Origin of the sequence: Leucobacter sp. L43, assembly GCF_016597785.1 — a bacterium.
Taxonomy (GTDB): domain Bacteria; phylum Actinomycetota; class Actinomycetes; order Actinomycetales; family Microbacteriaceae; genus Leucobacter; species Leucobacter alluvii.
In genome coordinates this window covers 70,086-94,007 of record NZ_JAENJG010000002.1, presented here as the reverse complement: position 1 = coordinate 94,007, position 23,922 = coordinate 70,086, and the positions used below count along the sequence as shown (strand labels likewise).

At 66.3% G+C, this 23,922-nt stretch carries 17 protein-coding genes; 7 read left to right on the top strand and 10 right to left on the bottom strand.

Going from position 1 to position 23,922, the window contains the following annotated elements; all coding sequences use genetic code 11:
• The first annotated feature begins 78 nt into the window (after positions 1–78).
• Complete coding sequence (locus JE033_RS09685; RefSeq protein WP_200331263.1) at positions 79–1,242, top strand: heparan-alpha-glucosaminide N-acetyltransferase domain-containing protein; 1,164 nt, start codon at positions 79–81, stop codon at positions 1,240–1,242.
• On the opposite strand, the gene JE033_RS09680 is transcribed toward JE033_RS09685, so the two are convergent.
• Entirely contained in the window at positions 1,239–4,295 is a 3,057-nt protein-coding gene (locus JE033_RS09680; protein ID WP_200331261.1) for a hypothetical protein, read from the bottom strand. The two genes, JE033_RS09685 and JE033_RS09680, sit on opposite strands and share 4 nt — an antisense overlap.
• Positions 4,296–4,547: 252 nt before the next feature.
• On the opposite strand from JE033_RS09680, the gene JE033_RS09675 reads away from it, so the two are divergent.
• Positions 4,548–4,910, top strand: coding sequence for an iron chaperone (locus JE033_RS09675; RefSeq protein ID WP_200331259.1), 363 nt, complete (start codon positions 4,548–4,550; stop codon positions 4,908–4,910).
• Positions 4,911–4,934: 24 nt separating this feature from the next.
• On the opposite strand, the gene JE033_RS09670 is transcribed toward JE033_RS09675, so the two are convergent.
• Both JE033_RS09670 and JE033_RS09665 read right to left on the bottom strand, forming a co-directional pair.
• The gene (locus tag JE033_RS09670) at positions 4,935–6,821 is read right to left on the bottom strand and encodes a heavy metal translocating P-type ATPase (RefSeq protein ID WP_200331257.1); all 1,887 of its coding nucleotides are present in this window, start codon (positions 6,819–6,821) and stop codon (positions 4,935–4,937) included.
• Positions 6,822–6,858: 37 nt separating this feature from the next.
• Complete coding sequence (locus JE033_RS09665; RefSeq protein ID WP_200331255.1) at positions 6,859–11,682, bottom strand: DUF5979 domain-containing protein; 4,824 nt, start codon at positions 11,680–11,682, stop codon at positions 6,859–6,861.
• Positions 11,683–11,921: 239 nt separating this feature from the next.
• Here JE033_RS09665 and JE033_RS09660 point away from each other — a divergent pair, with 239 nt between their 5' ends.
• The 5 genes from JE033_RS09660 to JE033_RS09640 all read left to right on the top strand — a co-directional run bounded on the left by JE033_RS09660 (position 11,922) and on the right by JE033_RS09640 (position 15,366).
• Positions 11,922–12,263 (top strand): PadR family transcriptional regulator, encoded by a 342-nt coding sequence (locus JE033_RS09660; RefSeq protein WP_200331253.1) that lies wholly within the window; start codon positions 11,922–11,924, stop codon positions 12,261–12,263.
• A complete protein-coding gene (locus JE033_RS09655; protein ID WP_200331251.1) occupies positions 12,260–13,147 on the top strand; it encodes a hypothetical protein in 888 nt (295 codons plus the stop codon). The genes JE033_RS09660 and JE033_RS09655 overlap by 4 nt, the downstream gene beginning before the upstream one ends.
• A gap of 145 nt (positions 13,148–13,292) precedes the next feature.
• On the top strand, positions 13,293–13,610 hold the full coding sequence (locus JE033_RS09650; protein ID WP_200331249.1) for a PLD nuclease N-terminal domain-containing protein: 318 nt from the start codon (positions 13,293–13,295) through the stop codon (positions 13,608–13,610).
• Positions 13,607–14,572: an ABC transporter ATP-binding protein gene (locus JE033_RS09645; protein ID WP_200331247.1), complete on the top strand. Its 966-nt coding sequence runs from the start codon at positions 13,607–13,609 to the stop codon at positions 14,570–14,572. The genes JE033_RS09650 and JE033_RS09645 overlap by 4 nt, the downstream gene beginning before the upstream one ends.
• On the top strand, positions 14,569–15,366 hold the full coding sequence (locus JE033_RS09640) for an ABC transporter permease subunit (protein ID WP_200331245.1): 798 nt from the start codon (positions 14,569–14,571) through the stop codon (positions 15,364–15,366). The genes JE033_RS09645 and JE033_RS09640 overlap by 4 nt, the downstream gene beginning before the upstream one ends.
• Positions 15,367–15,507: 141 nt before the next feature.
• Here JE033_RS09640 and JE033_RS09635 read toward each other — a convergent pair whose 3' ends face one another.
• The 7 genes from JE033_RS09635 to JE033_RS09605 all read right to left on the bottom strand — a co-directional run bounded on the left by JE033_RS09635 (position 15,508) and on the right by JE033_RS09605 (position 23,860).
• On the bottom strand, positions 15,508–16,515 hold the full coding sequence (locus JE033_RS09635; protein ID WP_200331243.1) for a substrate-binding domain-containing protein: 1,008 nt from the start codon (positions 16,513–16,515) through the stop codon (positions 15,508–15,510).
• Between the two features lie 57 nt (positions 16,516–16,572).
• A complete protein-coding gene (locus JE033_RS09630) occupies positions 16,573–17,676 on the bottom strand; it encodes a sugar ABC transporter permease (protein WP_200331241.1) in 1,104 nt (367 codons plus the stop codon).
• A 46-nt stretch (positions 17,677–17,722) separates the two neighbouring features.
• Positions 17,723–19,252: a sugar ABC transporter ATP-binding protein gene (locus JE033_RS09625; protein WP_200331239.1), complete on the bottom strand. Its 1,530-nt coding sequence runs from the start codon at positions 19,250–19,252 to the stop codon at positions 17,723–17,725.
• Positions 19,249–20,118, bottom strand: coding sequence for an alpha/beta fold hydrolase (locus tag JE033_RS09620; protein WP_200331237.1), 870 nt, complete (start codon positions 20,116–20,118; stop codon positions 19,249–19,251). Before JE033_RS09620 ends, JE033_RS09625 begins: the two co-directional genes overlap by 4 nt.
• A 12-nt stretch (positions 20,119–20,130) precedes the next feature.
• Positions 20,131–21,438, bottom strand: a complete 1,308-nt coding sequence (hisD, locus tag JE033_RS09615) for a histidinol dehydrogenase (protein WP_200331236.1) — start codon at positions 21,436–21,438, stop codon at positions 20,131–20,133.
• Between the two features lie 145 nt (positions 21,439–21,583).
• Positions 21,584–22,243: a ThuA domain-containing protein gene (locus JE033_RS09610; protein WP_200331235.1), complete on the bottom strand. Its 660-nt coding sequence runs from the start codon at positions 22,241–22,243 to the stop codon at positions 21,584–21,586.
• A gap of 45 nt (positions 22,244–22,288) precedes the next feature.
• A complete protein-coding gene (locus tag JE033_RS09605; protein WP_234037422.1) occupies positions 22,289–23,860 on the bottom strand; it encodes an FAD-dependent oxidoreductase in 1,572 nt (523 codons plus the stop codon).
• Between the last annotated feature and the right edge of the window lie 62 nt (positions 23,861–23,922).

Here is a 23,922-nt window from a genome sequence, read left to right as displayed (position 1 = left end):
GGCCGGACGGCCCCTCGCGATCAGCGCCCCGCTGGGTGGGAAGCGAGAATATCGCGCCGCTTGTTCTCGCTTCTGGCCGTGAGCGAGAATAACGGCATCACAATTCTCGCTTCGCGCCTCCGCGCGCAGATCTCCCGGCTGGAGCCCCCGCACCGCCTCGCCGGAGTGGATCTCGCGCGCGGGTTGGCCGTGATCGGGGTCTTCGCCGCGCACCTCGCCGTGATCACACCGTTGGAGTGGAGAGATCCCGGCACGTGGTCGGGGCTCGTCGAGGGCCGGTCCGCGGTGCTCTTCGCGATGCTCGCTGGGGTGTCGCTCGGCATCATCTCGGTGGCGTCTCGGCGTCGTCGAGTGGGCGCGGCCGAGTCGGCCGATCGGTCGAGGCCGCTCTGGGGGCTCCGCACGCAGTTGCTGCTGCGCGGCATCCTGCTCTGGCTGCTCGGAGTCTGGCTCGACGATCTCGATGTGCCCGTGTACGTCATCCTTCCCGCGTACGGCGCGCTCTTCGTGCTGGCGATCCCCTTCACCTCGCTCGCCGCACGGCATCTGTTCGCCCTCGCGGCGGTGCTCGCCGTCGGCGCCCCGTTCGTCGTGTGGTGGATCAACTCGATGGTCGCCCGCAGCGACGATCCGGTGTCAGTCGAGGAGTCGCTCCGCCTCATCGCCTGGAACTACCCGCTTCCGCTGTGGCTGGCGTTCATGCTCTGCGGCATGGCGACCGGGGCGCTGCTGATGCGCTCGTGGAAGTTCGCGTGGCCTCTGCTCGCGGCGGGCATCGTGCTCGCCGTCGTCGGATACGGCGTGGTCGGCCCCGCCGGTCTCGCCGCGGTCGGCGTCGGCCCGACCGAGTGGTGGGTCGCCGCGTTGAGCGACGCACCGCACTCGTCAGGGGTCGGCGAGGCCCTCGGCTCTGGCGGATTCGCCCTCGCGGTCACCTGCGCCGCCGTGCTCGTGTGCATGACTCCCCTGCGCTGGATCGCGTTGCCCCTGCGGGCGGTCGGTTCGATGCCGCTCACCGCCTACGTCGTGCACATCGGCATCTGGGCGATCTGGATCGCGGTCGAGACCGCGCGCGACCCCGGCGTCGACCCGTCGCTGGGATTTCGCGCGCTGGACCCGTTCTGGCCGATGACGGTGGGCGTACTGGTGGGATGCACGGCGTGGGCGCTGCTCGTGGGTCAGGGCCCGCTGGAGTGGGTGCTCGGCAAGCTCACCAAGGCGCCGCGGTGGAGACGGCGCTAAGCCGCTGCCGCCTCGCGCAGCTGGGCGAGGAGGCCAGCCCGCGAATACCGGTGCGGAAACACGCCGGCTTCCACGTAGTCGAGCACGCTGCGCCCGTCGGGCAGCGCGGGGGCGTGCAGGTCGAGCTCGCCCCGCATGAGCAGCGTGTGCACGAGCGGCTCGAACTCGGCCTCCTCCGCGTCGCGGTCGGCCAGCTGCACGAGCGGGTGCCGTGCGACGCTCGAGCCGCCGAGCCCGGGGCCAGCCTGCGCGCCGGCTTCGAGCAGTCGGATGAGCAGGAGCAGGTCGTCGGCCTCCAGCGTCGGGTTCTCGAACAGCACGTTGATCGGCGTCAGGTGCGAGAGCTGGATCGAGGCGTCGATGTCGTCGACGTCTTCGAGGAGCAGCATCGCGAGCTCGCGGCGGTTGCGCGGGTCGGGGTTCGCGAGCGCGGCGTCGAGCACGTACCGGCGCGCTGGCATGCCGAGTACCGTGTCGAGAAACTGGTTCAGCGTGCCCGTGAGCGCGACCTGGTGCACGTCGCCGAGCTGCGCATACGCCGCCTCGGCTTCGTCGAGCGTCACCCGGTTGCCGAATACCACGCTCGAGTAGCGGTCGTCGGCGAGGATGTCGGGGGTGAGACTCTCACCCGCTCCGACCGCCCACTGCAGCTGCGGTACGCCGGTCGCGTCGGAGTACAGCGTGGCGAACGGGTTCGACGTGTCGGGCGTCGCGGACTCGGGGGTCGCGTCCTCGAGCTCACCGCCGCGTTCAGGGGCCGCGGGTCGCACCTGCTGCAGCATGCCCGTCGACGCGCGCCAATCACTCTCGTCGCGCCAGAACACGGCTTGCACGGCAGGGAGCGACGTCGCGGTGCGCAGCAGACCGGGAATCGGCGGGCGATCCGGATCGGCACCGCCCGGCCGCGTCACCACCCGATACAGGCCGGCGGGGTCGCGGTCCGTCACGAGTGACAGCAGGTCGACCGGAACGCCGCGGAAGAGCTCGGCCTGATCCTCGAACGACGACCGCGCGACGGCCGCGGCGGTGTCATCGACCGGATAGGACATCAGCAGTCCGCGCCCGTCGTGAGCGAAGTGCCACACCCAGTAGTGATCGTCGGCCCGGATGCGCCCGCGCACCGCGTTCGGTCGCAGATCGGATCCCGCGAGGCTCGGCCCGCGCCACGAGATCTCGTGCGGTGCGGCTTCGCCTGCCACCTGTGCGGCGAGCGCGCCGATGACCCGCGTGCGCTGGCGCAGCTCCCACGTGCGGGTGCCGCGCATCAGGTCGATGACCGCGTCGGCTCGGCCGATCACGATGATCGCCTGCGGCTCCTCGGCGTAACTCGGGTCGGGAGCACCCGCGATCAGCAGCACCGCGTGGCCGTTCACCCACCACATCGGCGCGTTCATCAGCCCGACCGCGCGCATCACCCGCGCCACCGGCGTCTTGCGCTCCACGCCGGTCTTGGGTTCGCGCGCCTGCATCTCGAAGGCGGGCCCCCACCGATTCTCCATCGCGTCGCTCAGCTCCGTGACCCAGGCCTGCAGCACGTCGACCGACCAGGGCTCGGCGAGGGCGATCACCGAGCGCAGCACGCGGCCGCCCATGGCGCGCAGCTCGCGGCCGCCGACGCGGAACGTGCGATCCTGCACATCGACCTGCTCCGGGTCGAAATCCCACCACTTCTCGGTCGCCCGCTCGATCTCCAGCACCATCTCGGCGTGGGTCGTGTCGCGCGGCAACCCGTAGCCGAGGCGCTCAGCGTCGGACGGGCGCGGCTGCTCGGGGTACGGGCACGCCGCGAAGACCTGCTCGATCTGCGCGCGGCGATCCTCACTGGTGCGCCCCGAGAAGTCTTCGAGGGTGAACGATCCGCCGAGGCGGTAGGGCTTGCGCACGGCCTCGGCGAATCCGAAGTCGTCCATGCCGAAGTCGTTGAGGCTGCCGATCTCGAGCAGACTGCGCGTCACCCGCCAGTGCTCCCCGTCGAACCACACGGCTCCCGAGATGAGCGGCAGCGGCTGATCGCCCAGCATGCGGAACTCGAGCTCGTGCTCGGCAGGCTCGCCGCGGCCGTTCTCGGTGCGGGCGGCGATCAGCTCGCGCAGATCCTCGGGCACGCCGTCGAGCATGCGGGCGATGAGGATCAGCTGCGCCTCCTCCAGTTGCTCCTCGGAGGGCTCGTCCGCGTGCTCCGCCTCCGCGAGCTGATCGGCGATGAGCTGCTCGGCGGCGCTGGAGACGAAATCGGACTGGGGATCCTGCATGAGCACCAGCGCCCGGCCGTCATCGGTGAACGTCCACACCGTTGTGGTGCCGTTCCTCGCCCGCAGGCTGAAGCGGGACGCCTCGAGCGCGGTGTCGCGCACGCGCACCTCTCCCTGGCCGGCGAGCGCGCTCATGAGCCAGGCGCGACGGCGCAGCTCGGTGAGGTGCTCGCCGTGCATCAGGAGGTCGTGCACCGTGATCTCATCGTCGGCGAGCACCGCCATGCCGCCGAAGGCGTATTCGCGGGGCATGACGACGAGGATCTGGCGGAGCATGCTCGTCATCGGCTCGCCGTCCCAGCTGGTGAGGAGCACGCAGCAGAGCGCACCGCGATCCCACATCTCGGCCTCTTCGATGCGCACCGCGACCATGAGGTAGTCGAGAATGCCCTCGGGCTCCATCGAGACCCCCACGAGCTTGGGGGTGCGCACGAGCGGCGTGCCCCACGATTCGCGCAGCACTCGGCGCACGCCCTGCGCCCACGTGTCGGCGACCTCGGCGTAGCCGCCCGGCGGCAGCTCGCGGTCTGCTGGGGCGCCCTCGGTGAGCGTCCGGTCCTCTTTCGGGTCGTAGCCGCCGAGGGGCAGGATCCAGACGCCCTGCGCCTGCTCGCCCTCGACGCCCTCGAACGTGAACTCCTCACCGGTCTCGGTCGAGATCAAGTGGTCGACGAGCCGTTCACAGAAGCCGGGCACGTCGTCGAGGCCGAACGGCGGCTCGAAGATGGGCAGCCCGTCGTCGTCATCGTCGGCGGCGCTCGTGTCGCCCGTGCCGCCGTTGGTTCCGGTGTCTTCGGTCATCGCTCACTCGCCGTTCTCGAATCGGGCCCCGTACGCGGCTTACGCTAGCAAAGGGGCGCCGGTTGCGGCAGGGCTGCGCGCGTCGGCGTCGATGAGAGATTCGGCGTCGGTGAGAGATTCCTTGGCGGGAGCGCTGCGCTTCTCGGCTTCGGTGAGAGATTCGGCGTCGGTGAGACGCATCCCCCGGCGATCGCCTCACCGACGCTGAATCTCCGACGCTCGGCGCAGACCGCGGCGGAGTACACTCACTTCATGGTCTCGAAGGCGGCAACGATCGACGAGTATCTGGCCGCGCTCGATCCCGAGCCTCGCGCCGAGCTCGAACGAATTCGCGCGCTCGTGACATCGCTCGTGCCCGACGCTGTCGAGTCGATGAGCTACGGGATGCCGACCCTCTCCTATCTGGGGCGGGCGCTCGTCTACTTCACGGCGTCGAAGAAGCACCTGAGCTTCTATCCGTCGTCATGGGCGATCGAAGAGCTGCAGGATCGACTCACCCCGTACAAGACCACAGCGCATGCCGTGCAGTTCACGCTGCAGGCGCCGCTCCCTGATGAGCTCATCGCGGATCTCGTGCGCGTGCACGTGCGCGAGATCGAGGCGAAGCGGCAGTAGTCGGGAGGGTGCCCGCTCGTCCGATCACCGGCGTAACTCGACCGGCGGACCCCGGCGAGCACGCAGCGCGTACAGGATCGTGGTGAGATCGACGAGCTCCTGGATGAGCGCACCTGCGAGCGCAGGAATGGCTCCGGTCATGGCGATGACCATGAGCCCGAGGCTCAACCCGATGCCGATCCAGATCGCGGTGAGCGCCACTCGCCGGGTATGGCGCCCGATGACGACCGCTTCCACGACCTTCTCCAGGGAATCGACGAGAATCACAGCGTCTGCCGCGTCACCCGCAACCGTTGCGCCCCTCGCCCCCATGGCGACGCCGACATCGGCCGCTGCCAGCGCGGGCGCATCGTTGATCCCATCGCCGACCATCATCGTGGGTCGCGGCTGCAGCGCTCCCATGAGGCGCACCTTCTCGTCCGGCAGGAGCTCGGCATGCACATCAGTGATGCCCACCTGGTCGCCCACGGAGACCGCCGTTGCCGCAACATCTCCGGAGAACATCGCGACGCGCGCAATGCCGTGACCTCTGAGCCACGACACGACCTCTCGTGCCTCGGGTCGCGGGTCGTCGGCGAGGACGAGGACGCCGGCAAAGCGACCATCGATGGCGACGTATGCTGCGGCTTGGCCTGGCTCGAGCGTCGCGCGCGAAGTGTCGGGTGCGACTCCGGCGATGAAGCTGGGCTTGCCGACCATGACTGCACGGTGCGCGATGGAGGCCGATACTCCGTTGGTCGCCACTTCTCTCGCTTCATCTGCAGGCGACAGGTTCAAGCCGCGTTCCCGAGCAGCGCGGCGGATCGCATCCGCGAGCACGTGCGTCGAGTACTGTTCTGCGGATGCAGCCAGTCGGAGCAGTTCAGCACGTTCGAATCCCACGGTCGGGCGCACATCCACGAGTTGCGGACGGCCCTGCGTGAGCGTTCCCGTTTTGTCGAACGCGGCCGATCGCACCCGGGCGATCTGCTCGATGACCGCGCCCCCTTTCATGATGACCCCTGCCTTCGCCGACCTCGAGAGTCCGCCGAGAAAGGCGACGGGCGCCGCGATGAGCAGCGGGCACGGCGTAGCGAGCACCAAGACTTCGGCGAAACGCGTCGAGTCGCCGGAGAGCAGCCACGCGATGCCTCCGAGCATCAGAGAGACGACCGTGAACGGGATCGCGAAACGGTCGGCCAGCCGAACGATGGGAGCGTGGGACTGTTCTGCATCCCTGACGAGGGTGACGATCTGCTGGTACTGGCTGTCCGCACTGCGCCGCACGGCGCGGACGCGAACGGCGCGGTTCCCATTGATTGCGCCCGAGAGGACCTCCTCGCCGGCCGTTCGCGAAACCGGCATGCTCTCGCCCGTGAGCGACGATTCGTCGAAGGTTCCGGTTTCAGTGACGAGGCCGCCGTCGACCGGGACGATCTCGGCCGGTCGCACGAGCAGCATGTCGCCGACACGGACGTCGTCGACGGGTACGTCTCGAACGTCGTCAGACTGTGCGTTGTGCGGATTCGTGAACACGTGAGCGGTGCGGGGCGATCGATCCAGCAATGCCGACAGATCGTGCCTCGCACGACGCGCCGCGAAATCCTCGAGGGCTTCGCCGCCCGACAGCATCAGGACGATGACCAGCGACGCGACGTACTCCCCCACCACCAACGTGGCGATCATCGCCACCACTGCCAGTACGTCCAGACCGACATGACCCCGGAGCACGTCTCGCACCATGCGAAGAAGCGTCCACGCGACGAACACCCCGACGAAACCGGTCGCGAGCCAGCGATCCGCGTCAGTGGAACTGGTCGCGGACAGGATCAGCACCGTGACGAGCACCACCGCGGTGGCCGCGATCGTGGCATTCCGTCGGAGTACGCCCAGAGAGGTCACTCGTGCGCCGCCGGAGGACGGTTCAGTCATCGAACGCGTCCGTCACCGTACCCGCCCTTGGCACTCCTCACTTCCCCGAGAACGACCGGATTGCCGACTGAGATGCAGACTGCCGTTCTCGGCGGCGACTGAGCGCAAGGAGCCCCGCTCCCAGAAGCAGGCCGACCCCGGCGAGCGACATCAACCAGACGGGCGCGTCGCCGCCGGTCGTGGGAAGCGGGCCGGGCCCCGGAGGTGCGGGAGTCGGCGGAATCGGGGCTGGTTCGGGAGCCCCGCTGTGCTGGACGGCATTCGTGACCTGCACCGGAGTGACGGGGGCATCAGCGTCGATGGTGATCGATTGGATGTCGATACGCGGCTGTTCCCACTGCCAGCTCCGGTCCGGGAGATCGTCTGCTCTGAGCTCGTCCTCCGACACGGAGCATACGGCGCCGTTCGGCACTTCCCGATCGGGTGCCAGGTCCGCTGTTCCCGCGCCCGTGACCGACCACGTGCCGTCATAATTCTCGTCTTCGAACGAACAGACGAACGTGCCAGTGTATGTGATGCCGTCCAGCCACTCAGGGCTGCCATCGGCGAGAACCTTATGTATCTCCAAGTCTCCCGTCACTCGGCTGGCGGAGTTCGTCACCGTCAGAACATTCGTCTCGGCGTCCTCCCCCAGAACGAGTGTCGTGGGGTTCACGACCGCCTCGTCCCATGCCCATGAAGCGTCGGGAAGGTCATCCGCACTCGGCGCGTCTTCGGTCGCGCTGCACTCGGCCCCGATCGGCAGCTCGGCGCCGGGCTGCAACACTGCGGCGCCCGTCCCGGTGATCGCCCACGTGCCGGCGTAGGAGATGTCGGCAAAGCTGCAGGTGTATTCACCGGTGTATCCCACGTCGTTCAGCCAGTCGGCAGCTCCCTCGGGAAAGACCTTCTCGATTGCAAGAGTCGTCATCGGCACCTGTTCGGCGCCGTTGGTCACCGTGATCGTGTTCTCCGCGCCGTCAGCGAGGATGAGCGGATTCGGATCGACGACCGGCGCGCTCCAGCTCCACGTCGCGTCCGGCAACTCGGCGTCGTCGAGCGCGTTCTCGGCGACGGTGCATGCCGATCCGACGGGGATGTCGGTGGACGACGACTCTGCAGGGGTCAGCACTGCCACCCCGGCGCCGGTGACTGCCCAGTCGCCTGTGTGCACCTCATCGTCGATCGCGCAGCGGTACGTGCCCGTGTAGGTGACCTCGTTCATCCACTCCGGGCTGTCTGCGCCGAACGCTTTCACGACCGTCAGCGCTGTAAGAGCCTGTGTGGCCGAGTTCGTCACGGTCACCGTGTTGTCGCCGTCGACCGTCAATTCGAGCGGGACCGGATCGATGATCGGGTCTTCCCAGGACCAGGAGGAGTTCGGAAGCACCCCCTCCGGTGGCAGGTCTTCGGCGACGTCGCAGAGTGATCCGACGGGGAGAGCACTGCTCGTGCCTGCATCGGCCGCGATCATCGCCTCACCGGCGCCGGTTACGGACCACGTGCCCGTGTTCATTTCTTCTCCGATCACACAGGAATAGGTACCCGTGTAGGTGATCTCCCCGAGCCAACCGGGAGAATCTTCGGGGAACGCTTTCACGATGTTCATACCCGTGGTCGCCTGTGCGGCGCTGTTCGTGACCATCACACTGTTCTCACCGTCGCTGGTGAGCACGAGGGGAACCGGGGTGATCACCGGTGGTCTCCACGCCCAGGATTCGTTCGGCAGGAGTTCCGGATCGAGGGCATCCTCCGTGACCGTGCACTCCGAGCCCACAGGCAGGTTCGCGGAAGTGCCTTCGTCGGGAACGAGCAGCGCTGCACTGCCGCCGACGGCGCTCCACGTGCCGGAGTTCCGCTCTTCACCGATCAGGCAGGCGTACGCGCCCGTGTAGGTGATCTCGTTCACCCATGCGGGCGAACCCTCGGTGAACGTCTTGAAGATCGCCAGGTCGGTCGTCGCTTGAGTGGCATTGTTCGTGACGGTGACCGTATTGTCGCCGTCGTCGGCGAGCACGACCGGAACCGGATCGATCACCGGCTCTTCCCAGGCCCACGATTCATTGGGCAGAGACTCCGGGTCGAGCGCGTCTTCAGCAACGGTGCACTCCGAGCCGACAGGGAAGTCCGTGGTGGAGCCCTCCTCCGGAGTGAGCGTGGCCGCACCTTCCCCGGTGACGCTCCAGCTGCCGGTCAGCTCGACCTCGTCGGAGGCGCACACGTACGTCCCGGTGTAGGTCACGTCTGCGAGCCACTCCGGGGCGTCATCCGCGAACGCTTTCTCAACCGTGAGTGCGGTGGTGGGCAGCTCCTGCGTCGCGTCGTTCGTCACGGTGAGCGTACCCGCCTCGAGGTTCGATCCGATGGTCACGGAAGCCGGGGATATCTCGGCGCTCGCCCAGGACCAGGTGTCGTCGGGCAAGTCGGCGTCGTCGAGCGGGTCTTCCGTCGCGGTGCATGTGGATCCGAGCGGAATCGCAGATGGATCATCTCCGCTCGCGGCAAGGTCGGCGATGCCTGCGCCGGTGATCGTCCAGGAACCCCCGATCGAGCCTGCACCGGTGTCGCAGACGTATTCTCCGGTGTAGGTGACCTCATTCAGCCATTCCGGGGCACCCTCGGGAAACGCCTTGACGATCCGGAATGCGGTCGCCGAGTTCGTGATCGTCGCAACGTTCGCCTCCGGGTCGCGGACCGTGAGATCCGCTGCGGTTCCGCTCGTCGAAGCAGGCTCGAAGGCCGGTGCCAACCAGTGCCACGCAGCATCGGGGAGGTCCTCGTCGGAAGGCGCGTTCTCGGTGATCGTGCATCGGGAGTTGACTGGAAGGGCAGGCGCTTCGGGATCGAGTGAAGCGCCGCCGATGCCCGTGATCTGCCACGTTCCCGCGTTGACGATATCGTCATCCGTTCCAGGGACGGTGTCCAGGCCGGGGTACGTACAGGTGTACGTACCGTCGAATACGACGCCCGCGACCCAGTCCGGCACCTCCCCGGTGAAGTCCTTCACGATCTGCAGCGGCCCGGTCGACTGCCGCGCGGAATTCACGATCGAGACGGTGTTCGCCACCGGGTCGTCGGCAGTGATCGTCACCGTCGCTGAAGCGGGGTCGCCGGGCGTCTCCGGCGAGAGCACCGGCGTTCCCCACGCCCACGAGTCGTCGGGGAACACGGAGTTCTCGAGCTCGTCCTCCCAGACCCGGCACACCGATCCGATGGGAACGTCTGTGCTCGATCCCTCTGCCGGCACCAGCAGGGCGGGTGCCGCGCCTCGCGCGATCCAGGTGCCCTCGTTCACCGTCGCCGGATCGGTTCCCGTGAACTCGCATCGGTACGTCCCGGTCACGGTGACGTCGTCGACTACGGCGGATGGCGTGCCTGCATCGAAGCTCTTCTGAATGATCGGGTTTCCCGGTGCGGCATTGGTCAGCGTGCACACGATCGCCCGGCTTCCGCCCGGAGCCCCGCGCGGTGGCGTAGGAATGGTGAAACTGCGCTCGTCTGCGTCACTGAGCGTGCCCTCGTACGACCCCCACCCCGGGTCGTTGCGGTCCACGCATCGGTAGCTCGTGTCGTAGTCGGCGAGATCCGTGGATCCGGCTCCTACCTCGGTGATCGTGTGCGACCAGGGCGTGGTGCCGTCTTCGTGCAGCGACAGGATGCCGACGGGGCCGACTTTCTCGGCCTGGAGCCCATCGTCGTCTCCGCTCGTCGTCGCTGGTTCGCCGACGGGCACTCCGTCGTCGCGGGCGACGGACAGCGTGAACTGGTCGGCGTCCTCAGCGCGGTGGTTCACGTATTTGAGCACTTCGAGCGTGCTGGGCGAGGCGCAGGTCGCCAGATCTGTTGATGACCCTCCTCGAGCTGACGACCCGGGTTGAGCGGGACCAAGGTCGACGAGAGCCACATCTTGCGGACGCACGCTCGAATCGGGAACGATCGTGCCCGTCGAGGGGTCGACACGGTACAGGAAGCCGGACCCGAAGGTCTCGTACAAGTACCCATCGGGGCCGAACGCGACACCGACCCCGTTCGTCCGAGACAGCGGGGGCACCTGCTGCGCCGCCGCATCATCGGTGGCGGCACCGCCGATGTCCGTCAGCGTCAGCTCCACCTGCTCGCCCGGCGTTGTGGGCAGCGACCCGGCGGGCCCGGTGAACTGCCGAGCAGAAGACTGGCCCCCCACCACGAAGAACAGATTTCCCAGCGAATCGAACGCCATGTCACCGCTCGATCCCGATGCGCCCGGCGTCGCCAGATGACCGGCCAGCCACACGTCCTCGGTTGCGAAGTCGAACGCGATCAACGTGAACTCATCCGTATTGTTGCGGTGGGTCGCCGTGTAGTAGATCCCCGTGCTCAGATCAACCGCACCGTGCCGCGTCGTGTGATTCGAATCCGCCGCCCATATCTCGTCGGGAATGCGCGACGTCACCAGCTCTTCGGTCAAGAGGTCGTACTGGTAGACGTTCCGGGGCGCTTCCAGGTCGGCGATGTTGCTCGTTGAGAACACCAGCCATCGCCCCCGGCCCTGGGCATCCCGTCGAATGCCGAGCCCGTTCACCTGCTCCTCGATCACCAGATCCGGTGGCGCCGACGCGGCCGAGAAGTCGGCGATGACCTCGACCTCCCCCGTCGTGACGTTCACCCGTTCCACCCGGTTCACGCGCTCCCCGCCGACCGTCTGGTCGGGGCTTCGCAGGTTGTAGACGAACGGCGAGGTCGGCGTGCAGTCCAGAAGATCCGTCTCCGCCGCGGCCGCCGGCGTTATGCCGCCCGTCACCCCTGTCAGAACGAGACCCGACGCAGCGACTGCGGCGCAGATCAGAATCGCGACGAACCTCGAACCTGGCCGCCGTTTGGCGACCGCGGGAGCACTGTGCATATCAGACCACCTCACTGTGATGACACGCACAGGCTAAGCACGATTCTTCCTGTGCGAAAGAGTAGGGCACAAAATGAAACACCCCTTCCGCCCCAGTGCGACACTTTGGTCGGAGAAGTAAGACAGTCTGATCGATGGGAGAGCGATCCTGCATCGCCCATCACAGCAATACCGAGGGGCCACTACCGATCCCCGCTCCCGCGTTGACAACCCACCTAGGTATTGCAAGGCTGTTCAGCATGCCCACCAGTGATCGCACCGCGCAGCTGCGCAAGGGAGTGCTCGAACTGGCGATTCTCGCCGTGCTCGACCGCGAGGAGTGCTACTCGATCGAGATCATCGAGCAGCTCGGCGAGTACCCGGCGCTGACCGCGACGCCGGGCACGGTCTACCCGCTGCTCGCGCGACTCGACAAGGCCGACAAGGTGGAGACGCGCTGGGTGGAGGCCGCGGGCGGGCCGCCGCGCAAGTACTACCGCCTCACCGACGAGGGCCGTGCCGCTCTCACCGAGGGAGCCACCGCATGGAGCGCCCTCAGCAGCGCGATGCACCACATCTTGCAGCTGGAGGGCGACGCATGAAGACGTATCTGCGGGAGGTCGACGCGCACCTCGGCACACTCTCGCGGCAGGATCGGGTGCTCGCGCTCGAAGCGCTCGCAGCCCAGCTCGACGAGCTCTCCGAAGCCGGCATCGATCCGGTCGAGGCGCTGGGGCCGGCACAGGATTACGCGGCGGATCTGCTCGACGCACTGACGAGCGACTCCCCTGCCGAGAATCCCAACCTCCGCGTGCTCGGCGTGCCCGTCGAGCTGCGGGGCCCGCTGAGCGCCGAGGTGCGGTCTCGCACCTGGAACCCCGGGAGCCCGCAGCTCTTCGTGCCGCGGTTGCTCGGCGCCGGGTGGACGGTCAACCTCGGCGCGCTCGCGGTGCGGATGCGGCTCATCCGCCCCGATGACGCGACGAGCGATGTGCTCGACCAGATTCCCGATCGCGCGGTGCGCACGGCCCAGCTCACTCCCCTCGTGATCGCGGCGGCATCGTCCGGCGCGTTGGCGCTGACCTGGAAGCGGCTCCCCGACCGCGTCGCCTCCGGCTTCAGCCTCACGGGGCGGCGCAATCGCTCCGGGTCGAAGCGCGCTCTCGCCGCTACCGCTGCGCTCGGCGTCGGCGCGGCACTGTGGGCCGCGCGGGAGCAGACGTCGACCGAGGACCAGCTCGTGCGCACCGCGAGCGCGACGACGCTCACCGCGATGTCGGCTTCCGTGATCGCCGCATCGATACTCGACGCGCGGCACCCGCACGGACGCTGGGGGCTGCTCGTCCCCGCGACCCTCCCCCTCGGGATCGCGGCAGCGCTCGCCATGATCGTGCTGCCGTTGCGGGCCGGGCTCCGCCGCGCCTGGCGCGCGGCCGGTGCGGGCGCTGGCACAGATGTGAGCGCGGGCACGACGCCCACTCCGTAGGCGAAACGGGCCCGCATGGGCTGAGGCGGCGGTGCGCTGCGCGATCCGGCCACCGACACGGCCGACTTGACTCGGGTACTTTGTATTGCAAGGATATAGGCAATACCTACCCACTGGCTTCGCACGCCGAGAAAGAAGATCGCGCATGAATACGGATTTCCCCTCACTGGCCACGACGACCGGGCTCATCGTGGTGGTCGCCCTGTCGCTGCAGGCGTTGCTCGCCGCGGTCAGCCTGCTGGTGCTCGTCAAGACCCCCACGCAGCGGGTGCAGTTCGGACGCAAGTGGCCGTGGGTGCTCATCATCCTGGTGGCGAATACGATCGGGCCGATCCTGTTCCTCGCGGTGGGCCGCCGACCCGCGCCCGTCGCCGACACTGCCGCGCAGGCTCCGGCGAACGTGGCGAGCACCGTCCAGGGCCTGTACGGCTCCGAGCCCGGTGCGACCGGGGTGCAGCGATGAGCGGCCCCCACGACTCGCCCACGATCGAAACCCGTTCGCTCACGAAGCACTACGGATCGCGGCCCGCGCTCGATGGCCTGAATCTGCGGGTCGAGCAGGGGTCGGTGTTCGGTTTTCTCGGCGCGAATGGGGCGGGGAAGACGACGGCGATCCGGATCCTGCTCGCCCTCGCCCGCGCGACCAGTGGCAGCGCCCGCATGCTCGGCCACGCGCCCGGCAGCGCCGAGGTGCGGCCCCTCATCGGCTACTGCCCCGATGTTCCCGGGTTTCCGTCGTGGATGACCGCGCGCGAGGTGCTCGAGCAGGCCGCGACGCTGTTTCAGCTCCCCCAGAACACTGTTCGGCGCCGGGTTCCTGAGCTGCTCGAGCTCACCGGCCTCGCCGACACCCGCGCCCGCGTCGGCGGATACTCGCGCGGCATGCGTCAGCGGCTCGGTCTCGCGCAGGCCCTCATCAACAGCCCGCAGCTGCTCGTGCTCGACGAACCGACCTCCGCACTCGACCCGATGGGCCGCCGAGCCGTGCTCGAACTCATCACCGAACTCAAAGGAAAGACGACCGTGTTCTTCTCCACGCACCTGCTGCCCGACGTCGAGCGCGTCTGCGACGACGTCGCAATTCTCAGCAATGGACGCGTCGCCGCCGAGGGCGCGCTCCGCGATGTGCGGGCCAGACTCGGCGGATCGCGCAGTCGACTCGTCGTCGAGACCGATGAACCGGAGCGGCTGCGCGAGGCGCTTCGTGCTGCTACGAGGGTTGGTGCCGGATCCGGCTGGGTGCTCGACGTGGCCGATGACGCCCCCGGGTCGCGCGCCCTCGTGGTTACCGTCGACGACGTGGAGGATGGTGCCGCCCGCGTCGCCGCCGTCGTGAGCTCGCTCGGTTGCCGCCTCTTCCGGCTCGAACCTCGGGCGGCCAGCCTCGAAGACGTGTTCGTCGATCTCGTGGAGGGTGCCCGATGAACGCCATGCTTCCGCTCCTGCGGCTGCGCGCTCGCGAGGTGGTGCGCACCTGGCGCATCTGGGTGCTGCCCGTCGTGCTCGTCTTCCTCGCGGCGAGCGGCCCCCTCATCGCGCGCTTCACCAACGAGATTCTCGCCGGGGCGCTCGGCGGTGGCGAGCTCACCGCGCTCGCGCTGCCCGAACCCACGGCCGCTGACGCGGCAGCGCGGTGGATCACCGACCTCTCACAGCTCGCCGTCTTCGTGGTCGTAATCATGGCAGCCGGCGCCATCAACACCGAGGTGCGCTCGGGCGTCGCATCGCTGCTGCTCGTGAAGCCCGCGTCGCGGGCCGCGTACGTGGTGAGCCACGCGGTGGTGCTCGTGGGGTTCGTTGCGGTTGCTGCGTTCGTGGGGGCGCTGGTGTCTTGGGGTGTGACCCGGGTCGTGTTTGGTGGTGCTGGTGACGGCGCTGGCGGCGGTGACTTAGCGGCGGTGCTTGGCGCGACCGGGCTCTGGGTCGTGCTCGCCACGGTGCTCATCACGGTGTCGCTGCTCGCCTCAGCGACATTCGACGCGATGGCCGCCGCCGCGGGCATCGGCGTCGGCACGTTCTTCCTGTTGGCACTCGCGGGCGTAGCACCGCGTCTCGCTGAGTTCACGCCCGCGGGCCTCCTCCCGGCCGCAATGGCGACGGCCACGGGCACTCTTCCCGATGCGCCCGCGATCTGGTGGCCGGTTGCGACCGGGCTGGGGCTGTGTGCGGTGCTGATGGTGGTAGCTGTGGGGGTGTTTCGACGACGGGAGCTGCGCTGATCGGGGAAACCCTCGGGCTCGCGGGACGAACCCCCGCAGACCTCAGGCGGGAACCTCTGCTCCCAGAGATTCCCGCCTGAGTTGGTGCTGTCGTGAGCCCGTGCTCACGCACCCGACGGTGGCATGACCTACCGATTCGTCCTATCCGAACAGCTGCGGGAACTTGGCCTCGGAGAGCTCGAGGTTCTCGCTGTCAACGACAGCCACGGGAGTCCACCAGACCGGGATGTCGTCGATCACCTCATCCTGAGGAATTTCTTCTCCCTTCGCTACCGCAATCGCGCCCTCGGTGATCCGCTCTCCTTGAGTCCTGGCTCCCTTATCGACGGTGAACATATTCGCCCCGTCGAGGATTGCCTGGACCACCATCTCGTCGTGGTCAGATCCCACGAAGATGATGTCGTCAGCGACCCCGGCCTGCTGCGCCGCGCGGTAAGCGCCGAGGATCATCTCGTCGTTGTTCGCGAAAACGACCTGAACGTCATTGTTCTCCCGAAGCAGGACGTTCTCCATCGTCTTCAGTGCCAATTCCTGGTCCCAGTTGTTGTGGTTCTGTTGCGCGACGACGTTGATGTTGCCTGCGTCCTCAATCCCCTTCTCGTTCCCGGCGGTGATCGAATCCGCGATCTCCGACCCACTCGTGCCCGACAGAATGACGGCGTTCGCCTCTCCGCTCCCGTCCCAGTTGTCGACAAACGTCTGCACCTGGAGCTCTCCAACAGCTTCGCTGTCAGCGACAATACGAAGGGAGAGGTCGGCGCCCTCGATGTAGTACTCGAGATTGACCACGGGAATGCCTGCATCCAACGCGAGCTGCACGTGCTGTGCGGCGGCGTTGTTGTCGACGGGCTCGATGACCAGAACGTCGATGCCCTCGGCGATCATGTTCTGGACCTGACTCAGTTGAGCATTTGCATCGAATTCCGCGCTCTGCCAGATCACCTCTGCGCCGAGTTCCTCCGCCTTTTCCAGGGCAGCCTCGCGCATGACTTCGTAGACCGGGGTTTTCATCGACGTGTTCGTGACGCCGATGACGATCTGGTCATCGGCGTCCGCGCCGCCACTTGCAGCGCCGCCTGTCGCGCATGCGGGCAGCAGCCCTGCCGCCAACACAGCTGCGACCCCGAGTGTCCATCGTGATTTCTTCATTGAATATCCTTTCGTATGGTTTCGTGCGTTGTGAATGCGAAGCTCGAAGGTGGCGTTCTACCGCTTTCTCACCTTCGAATCGAGCGCCACTGCGATGAAGATGATGAGTCCCTTGACGATCATCTGCATGTTCGAGGTGACGTTGAGCAGGGAGAGCACGTTGTTGATGACACCGATGAGAAGCACACCAATGGCCGTGCCGCCGAGTCGTCCGACGCCGCCCGCAAAACTCGTTCCGCCGATGATGACCGCGGCGATCGCGTCGAGTTCTGCCAGGTTGCCCACCGACGGCGCGCCCGAACCCAGGCGAGAAGTGGTGATGATTGCGGCAAGGGATACGAGAAGCCCGAGTGAGGCATAGATGATGACGAGGTTTCGATCGACGCGGATCCCGGCGAGGCGGGCGGCCTCGATATTGCCGCCGATGGCGTACGTCTGCCGGCCGAATGTCGTGCGGTTGAGCACGAACCACCCAGCGGCGAACACCACCAGCATCATGATCACCGGAACGGGAAGCCCGTTCGTGGTGAACGTGAAGGCGGCGAATCCGAGCATGAACACGATCCCGAGAGCGGCCGCGAAGTACTTCGGGCGCACCCCGCTGCGCGCGGCGCGAACGAGCTGAATGACCATCATCGTGGCCACGATGCCCGCGGCCACCGCTACGGCGAGGGCGGGAACTCGGCCGTATCCGATGACGAAGAAGAGTTCGTCTTGGGCTGGGACCGCGGCGGACCCGGTGATCACGTAAGCGAGTCCACGGTACGCGGTGAGTCCCGCAAGCGTCACGATGAACGCAGGTACCTTCAGTTTGGTAATGGTGGTTCCGTGGAACCACCCCACCAACAGTCCCAGTGCGAGCGCCGCTCCCAGCCCGCTCCACACACCGAAGTGGTTCGCTACCATGGCGACGATAACGCCGATAAGCGCGAGCAGGCTCCCGACTGAGAGGTCGATTCCCGCTGTCAGGATCACGAACGTCATTCCGACGGCGAGGATACCGAGGGAAGACACTTGCACCAGCAGGTTCATCAGATTCGGCGAGGTGAAGAATGTAGGAGACAGCACCGCTGCTGCCGCCACCACCAGGGCGAGTCCGATGAGAGAGGTGTTCTCCCTCCAGTCGAACGTGAAGCGGGTTCTCGTTGCCGAGCTACTCATGGGGTTCTCTCTTTCAGGTGAATTCGGCGAACGCATCGTTGCATCGCTAGGCCGTCGCGCCGGTCATCGCGATGTGAGCGAGGCGCTCTTCATTCGCTTCGGAACGATCGATCGAGCCCTGCAGGTGCCCCTCGCGGAGCACCAGAATGCGATCGGAGATGCCGAGGATTTCGGGCAGTTCGGAGGAGATCATGATGATCGAGACGCCCGCGGCGCTGAGCTCGTGCATGATTCGGTAGATCTCTGACTTGGCGCCGATATCGATACCCCGAGTCGGCTCGTCGAGGATCAAGACCTGCGGTCGGGTGAGCAGCCATTTTCCGAGAATGACCTTTTGCTGGTTGCCGCCCGAGAGCTTCTTCACCCCGTACTGGATCCCGGGAACTTTGACTTTGAGCCGGTCTGAGATGTCTTGTGCGAGCGTTCGCTCGTCGGAACGGCGGATGACGCCCGCTCTCGAACTCACCAGTCGGTGCGCTGCGAGCGTGAGGTTCTCCCTCACGTTCATCGTGAAGACCAAACCGTCGTGCTTTCGATCCTCTGTGACGAGTGCGAGCCCCTGCTGAATGGCATCGCGTGGATCCCGCAGGGTCGTCTCGACACCGTTGAGGAACAACTGACCGCGGACAGCGGATGCTCGGCCCTCGAAGATGGACCGGAGCAGTTCGGTGCGCCCCGCACCGACGAGCCCGTATACACCCAGAATCTCTCCCCGGCCGAGCGAGAACGACACGTCGTCGACGAGGTTCCGTTGCCCCGCAACACCATTGGGAACGGTCCACCCGCGAACCTCGAGCGCTGGCGTATCCGTCAGCGCCAGCGCGGACGAGCGCGAGGGGTACAGATCGGAGACCGCACGCCCCACCATCCAGGAGACCACCTCGTCGTGGTTCGTCTCGCCGACCGGCGAGGAACGAACGAACTGCCCGTCTTTCAGCACGATGACGCGAGTGCAGATCTCGAAAATCTCGTCGAGTTTGTGCGAGACGTAGAGAATCGCGATGCCACGTGCGCGGAGTCGTCGAATGATCGCGAACAGCGCGGCCACCTCGGGTTTACTCAGGGAACTCGTGGCCTCGTCGAACACGATCACCTTCGGATCCCGCGCGAGCGCCTTGGCAATTTCGACGAGCTGCTGCCCGCTGACCGCGAGGTTCTTGACCTTCTCATCCGGGTCGATGTCGACCCCGAGCAGGTCCAAGATCTCCACGCTTCGCTTGCGCAGCAGCGCGGCGTCGATGACACCCGCTCGCCCGGGCAGCTGGTCGATGAAGATGTTCTCCCCGACGGAGAGTTCGGGGAAGAGGTTGAGCTCTTGATGCACGATGACGATGCCCTGTTCCGCGGCGTCGATCGTGTTGGTGCTCCGGAGCACCTCTCCGTTCATGCGCACCGTGCCGACGTAATCGCTGACACTGATCACGCCTGAGAGGACCTTGCCGACGGTGGACTTCCCCGCGCCGTTCTCACCGCACAGTGCGATGACCTCGCCCTCGTCGACAGTGAAGCCCACGTTGTCGAGTGCTTTGACGCCCGGAAAGATCACCGAGACGCCCTCAATCTCAATCAGGCTCATGATGTCCGACCTCCATCAAGGCTTCCGGACTCGGTCAGGGGGTGTCGTGCGAGATGCTTCATGTGCGTACTTTCTTCTCGGTCACTCCGAAGATTCGAGCTGGCGCCGACGCTTCGCCCGCTCGAGGAGGCTGCAATCCAGTCCAGAATGATCTGCGTGACTCGTTCGGGTTGCTCGACCAGAGCGAAGTGGCCGGCGTCGATGACCTCGTATTGACTGTTCGGGAACTGACCGGCGAGCTCGCGGGTGACGGGCTCGGGAACGATTCGGTCTCCCTCGCACCCGATGACGAGAACGGGCGCTGCGATTGTTGCGGGGACGCGTCCGAGTTGCACTTCAAGATCGATCGCGATTTGAGACATCGTTTTCGGAAGGTCGATGATGCTGAGGTACTCAGACACCCGGCGCGCGATCTCGGTCTCGCCGAGCGCTGCCTCGACGTCCGCGTGATGTCCGATCACGGCGACCCGCGATGCGAAACTGGCCGGATTGAGCTCGATCAGGTGCTGCCAGTATCGGAATTCGTTGACCACGCGAGGGTCGGTTCCGTCTGCGAAGCCCGCGATCAGCACGAGGCCTGCGACGCGGTCGGGAATCTTCGCGGCGACTCCCACGGCAATTGCTGCGCTCAGCGAGTACCCGATGATGAGGAACTCTCCGACGGGCTCGCTGGTGATTCGCCCGATCACTTCTTCCACCATGGACTCATAGGTCGATCCCGTGTCCGATCGATAGTCGTATCCGTCGGATCGCACGTGCGACTCCAGTGCGGCAGCCAGAAGTGCGAAGTCGCGCGCGACCGTTCCACCCGTTCCGGGCAGCAGGAGCGCTATCATTTCCGCGCTTCGATCCAGTGTGAGTGACATGATGACTTCCGCCTAGAACCGCTCGGGCGCCCACGAGAGGTGTTCGCCGCGGGCCCGTGCAACTCGCAGGTCACCGGCACGGGCGTGTCCTTCAAAGTTCTCCGCGCGGGCGGAGCGTCCCAGCAGCTCCCCCAGCTCGGCGGTGGCTTGCGACGTGGTCACCTCCTGGTACGTCACCGTCTTGAGGAATTTGCCGACCCAGAGGCCACCCGTGTAGCGAGCGGCCCCCCGAGTGGGAAGCACGTGGTTCGTGCCGATGACCTTGTCGCCATATGAGACGCAGGTCTTGTCGCCCAAGAACAACGCACCGTAGTTCTGCAGCCTCTCGAGCGCGTGACGCGGGTCGCTCGTGAGCACCTGCACGTGCTCGCTCGCGAACTGGTCAGCGATGCGGTACGCCTCGTCGAGATCATCGGCAAGAATCACCTCACCAAAGTTTTTCCACGCGGGTCGCGCGATCGACGCCGTCGATAGGCTTTCGAGTTGCCGGTCGACCTCGGTGATCACCTCTGCGCCCTGTGTCTCATCCGTGGTGATCAGAATGGCCGGCGAGTCAGGTCCGTGCTCAGCCTGACTGAGGAGGTCGACAGCGACCAAGAAGGGGTCGGCGCTTCCATCCGAGAGGATCAGCACCTCGGTCGGCCCGGCGAAGAGGTCGATTCCCACTCGGCCGTACATCTGACGCTTCGCCTCGGCGACGAACGCATTGCCGGGCCCGCAGAGAAAATCAACCGGAGCGATGGTCTGCGTGCCGATCGCCATGGCCGCGATCGCTTGCACGCCGCCGAGCGCGTAGATCTCGTCTGCGCCGGCGAGGTGCATCGCTGCCACGGACGCATCGGGAAGCACGCCCTTCGGGGCCGGTGTGGTGCCGATGACGCGAGAAACTCCTGCGACCTTGGCGGTCAGGATCGTCATGTGAGCTGAGGCGAGCAATGGGTAACGCCCGCCGGGCACATAGGCACCGACTGAAGTGATGGGAATGTTCTTCTGGCCGAGAATGACTCCGGGGTCGACCTCGGATTCGAAGTCGCGGATCGATTCGCGTTGCAACTGCGCGAAGCGCCGCACGTTCTCTTGCACCGTGCGGATGTCGGCCAGCGTTTGGTCGGGTACCCGCGCCATCGCGTCGTGGATCTCGGTTTCGCTGAGCCTGAAGGTGTCGCGTTCGTGGCCGTCGAACTCGGTCGAGAACTTGCGCACGGCCTGATCCCCGGTTGCCGATACCTCCGCGATAATCTCGCGGACTCGATCCGGCACGCCAACAAGATCGGGGGCGTCGGACGCAGATCCACTCGCCGTTTTGAGGTGTCTTGCCATTTGTCTGTCGCTTTCGTTGCGTTGCGTGCCTCGGTTTACGGCACGCCAAATAGACCCGAGGGAGGATCCCTCGGAAGAGGTGTCTGGTGCGGTGTGCGATCACACCGCTGAGTGAGGCGCGGTACTGGCGCTGCGCGCTACACCGTCATTCTCGTTTTGCCCATTCCAGGCCCTGTCTCGTCAGCTTGCGCACGCTCGGTTCGTCGAGGTCGGCCGGCGTGTGTCCGATGGAGTGGTAGAACACGCGCCCCTCGCCCCAGTTCCGTACCCAGGCGACCGGGGAGGTGTGACCCTCAATCCACGGGAGGTGTTCGCCCGAGAAGGTCGTCGTTGCGAGGACCGTGTTATTCGGGTTCACGTGCATGTAGTACTGCTCGGATGCCACTGAGAAGTCGTCGACGCCGTCGGCGACCGGGTGCCCCGACCCGGTCATCTGCACCGTGTACGGTTCTGGGAACGCCTCGCCCGCCGGGTGTTCCACGAAATCGCCGCCGAGCAAGAACCGATAGCGGAGGCTCGCCCGGAACGCTGCCGAGGCCCCGTGCCACGCCGCGAGCCCGGTGCCAGCCTCGACTGCTTCGAGAAGCCGGTCCTCCTGAGCATCGGTGAGATCCTCCGTCGTGAGGGCGTTGTTCCACCCGATGACGATCAAGTCGTAGCCCGTCAAATCACGGTCCAGGGTGAAGATGTCGCTCGACCGATCGACGTTGTACCCCAGCTCTGCGTAGAGGGCGTCTGCCCAGGCCGAGATCTCCTGGGGAAAGTGTCCGGGCCATCCGCCGAACAGGGAGAGCACTTTCGTCATGATGTCTTCTTTCTCATCTACGGATGGAATGGGAATGCGTGGGGTTCATGGCTGGCGCACGCTCGATGCGACAATCTTCGGCATCACTCGCAAGACATTTGCTGCGATGGTGAGTGCGGGGTTCAACGCCGCCGAAGACGGGAAGAACGAACTGTCGAGCACCCACAGGTTGTCGACGTCGTGCGTGCGACAGTCCGCATTGAGCACGCTGCTGCGCGGATCTGTACCGGCCACTGCGGTGCCGCACTGATGGGAGTTCGTCGCGATCCCCATTCGCTCGGTCAGAATGAAGGGATACCCTGCCCGGCGCACCGCTCGAGAAACCTCAGTGACCAGTTCGTCGTGCGGCTTCAGATTCGTCGGGGTCCAATCCACGTGAATCTTGCCGTCGACCAATCGCACGCGGTTGTCTTCCGCAGGCAGATCCTCAGTGGTGAGGTACAGATCGACGGTGCGGTTCGTAACGAAATTCAGCAGGAACATCGGGATCAGCGGGCGCACCCCCTTCGCCATCGCGCCCCTCAGCTTCCCGAGCATCTGGACGTTGCCGAGCGGGTACGTTCGACCCCGTCCCGCGAGGTACCAATCGTTCACACCGAGGGTCTTTTGCCACGCCGTGCGGTTCTTGCGCCAGGGCTTCACCCCCATGAAGAAGGTGCTGTTGTGCACCATGTAATTTCGCCCGACGAGTCCCGAACTGTTCGCCAGCCCGTCAGGGTGGGCCGCGCTCGTAGATGACAAGAGCAGGCTCGCGCTATTCACCGCGCCCGCACACAGCAGCACAGTTGTTGCGGAGATGGTGAATGTCTCACCGTCGCGCGTCGCCCGAACCCCGGTGGTCGTCGTTCCGTCTTCCGTGGTCAGCACCTCAACGACGCGCGTGCGGGTGAGCAGAGACACGTTCGCCGATGCCAGCGCCGGTGCCAGTGCCCGGTTCTCTGCGTCACCCTTCAGCCCTCCAGCCGAAGGCGCTCCGTCTGAGATCGCTTCGAGCTCGCGATCTGCTTGAGACTCGACGTTCAGCGCGTTTGGCATGTGAAACGGGTGCAGCCCCTGGCGTTTGAGACGCTCCGCAAGATTCTCGATGGCGGGTTCGTGTCGCAGTGCCGGCGCGGGGTACTCCGATGAATGCCGGGGTTCCGTCGGATCCTCACCCAGGTTTCCCCGAACCTCGAACAGCTCTTCAACCTGGGAGTAGAAGGGCTCGAGATCGTCGTACGTGAACGGCCACCCCGGTGAGAATCCGTCGTGGTGCTGGGTGCGGGCGAAGTCTTCGGCGCGGAATCGCGGCAGGCATGCCCCGTAGAGCTTGGTGTTGCCGCCGACCCAGTAGTAGACGCCGGGTGAGAACGGCTTCCCGGTCTTCCCGTCGTACCACTGTTCTGCATTGGCGTACCGCTTCTCGATGTGCACCGCCCGGGCATCGCCCCGTTGCGGCTCCTCGGGAAGAAAGTCGCCGCGCTCCACCACCAGCACGTTCAGCCCTGAATCTCGCAGAGCCCACGCTGCCACGGATCCCCCCATCCCCGACCCGACGATCACCACGTCGGTGGCCAGGTCGCCCGCGGGCTTCTCGAGGAGCGCGTCCGAGCTCAGCGGTTGCGATGGAGTGGTCATGGTCATCCTTGATCTGTCGAGGTCTCAGGGGAATCGAGCGGGCGGGGCGTTGCCGGTGTGCG

Coding starts and splice junctions, on each gene's coding strand:
- JE033_RS09680 (WP_200331261.1), bottom strand. CDS start 4,295: ATGACCGAAGACACCGGAACCAACGGCGGCACGGGCGACACGAGCGCC.
- JE033_RS09675 (WP_200331259.1), top strand. CDS start 4,548: ATGGTCTCGAAGGCGGCAACGATCGACGAGTATCTGGCCGCGCTCGAT.
- JE033_RS09670 (WP_200331257.1), bottom strand. CDS start 6,821: ATGACTGAACCGTCCTCCGGCGGCGCACGAGTGACCTCTCTGGGCGTA.
- JE033_RS09665 (WP_200331255.1), bottom strand. CDS start 11,682: ATGCACAGTGCTCCCGCGGTCGCCAAACGGCGGCCAGGTTCGAGGTTC.
- JE033_RS09660 (WP_200331253.1), top strand. CDS start 11,922: ATGCCCACCAGTGATCGCACCGCGCAGCTGCGCAAGGGAGTGCTCGAA.
- JE033_RS09655 (WP_200331251.1), top strand. CDS start 12,260: ATGAAGACGTATCTGCGGGAGGTCGACGCGCACCTCGGCACACTCTCG.
- JE033_RS09650 (WP_200331249.1), top strand. CDS start 13,293: ATGAATACGGATTTCCCCTCACTGGCCACGACGACCGGGCTCATCGTG.
- JE033_RS09645 (WP_200331247.1), top strand. CDS start 13,607: ATGAGCGGCCCCCACGACTCGCCCACGATCGAAACCCGTTCGCTCACG.
- JE033_RS09640 (WP_200331245.1), top strand. CDS start 14,569: ATGAACGCCATGCTTCCGCTCCTGCGGCTGCGCGCTCGCGAGGTGGTG.
- JE033_RS09635 (WP_200331243.1), bottom strand. CDS start 16,515: ATGAAGAAATCACGATGGACACTCGGGGTCGCAGCTGTGTTGGCGGCA.
- JE033_RS09630 (WP_200331241.1), bottom strand. CDS start 17,676: ATGAGTAGCTCGGCAACGAGAACCCGCTTCACGTTCGACTGGAGGGAG.
- JE033_RS09625 (WP_200331239.1), bottom strand. CDS start 19,252: ATGAGCCTGATTGAGATTGAGGGCGTCTCGGTGATCTTTCCGGGCGTC.
- JE033_RS09620 (WP_200331237.1), bottom strand. CDS start 20,118: ATGTCACTCACACTGGATCGAAGCGCGGAAATGATAGCGCTCCTGCTG.
- hisD (WP_200331236.1), bottom strand. CDS start 21,438: ATGGCAAGACACCTCAAAACGGCGAGTGGATCTGCGTCCGACGCCCCC.
- JE033_RS09610 (WP_200331235.1), bottom strand. CDS start 22,243: ATGACGAAAGTGCTCTCCCTGTTCGGCGGATGGCCCGGACACTTTCCC.
- JE033_RS09605 (WP_234037422.1), bottom strand. CDS start 23,860: ATGACCACTCCATCGCAACCGCTGAGCTCGGACGCGCTCCTCGAGAAG.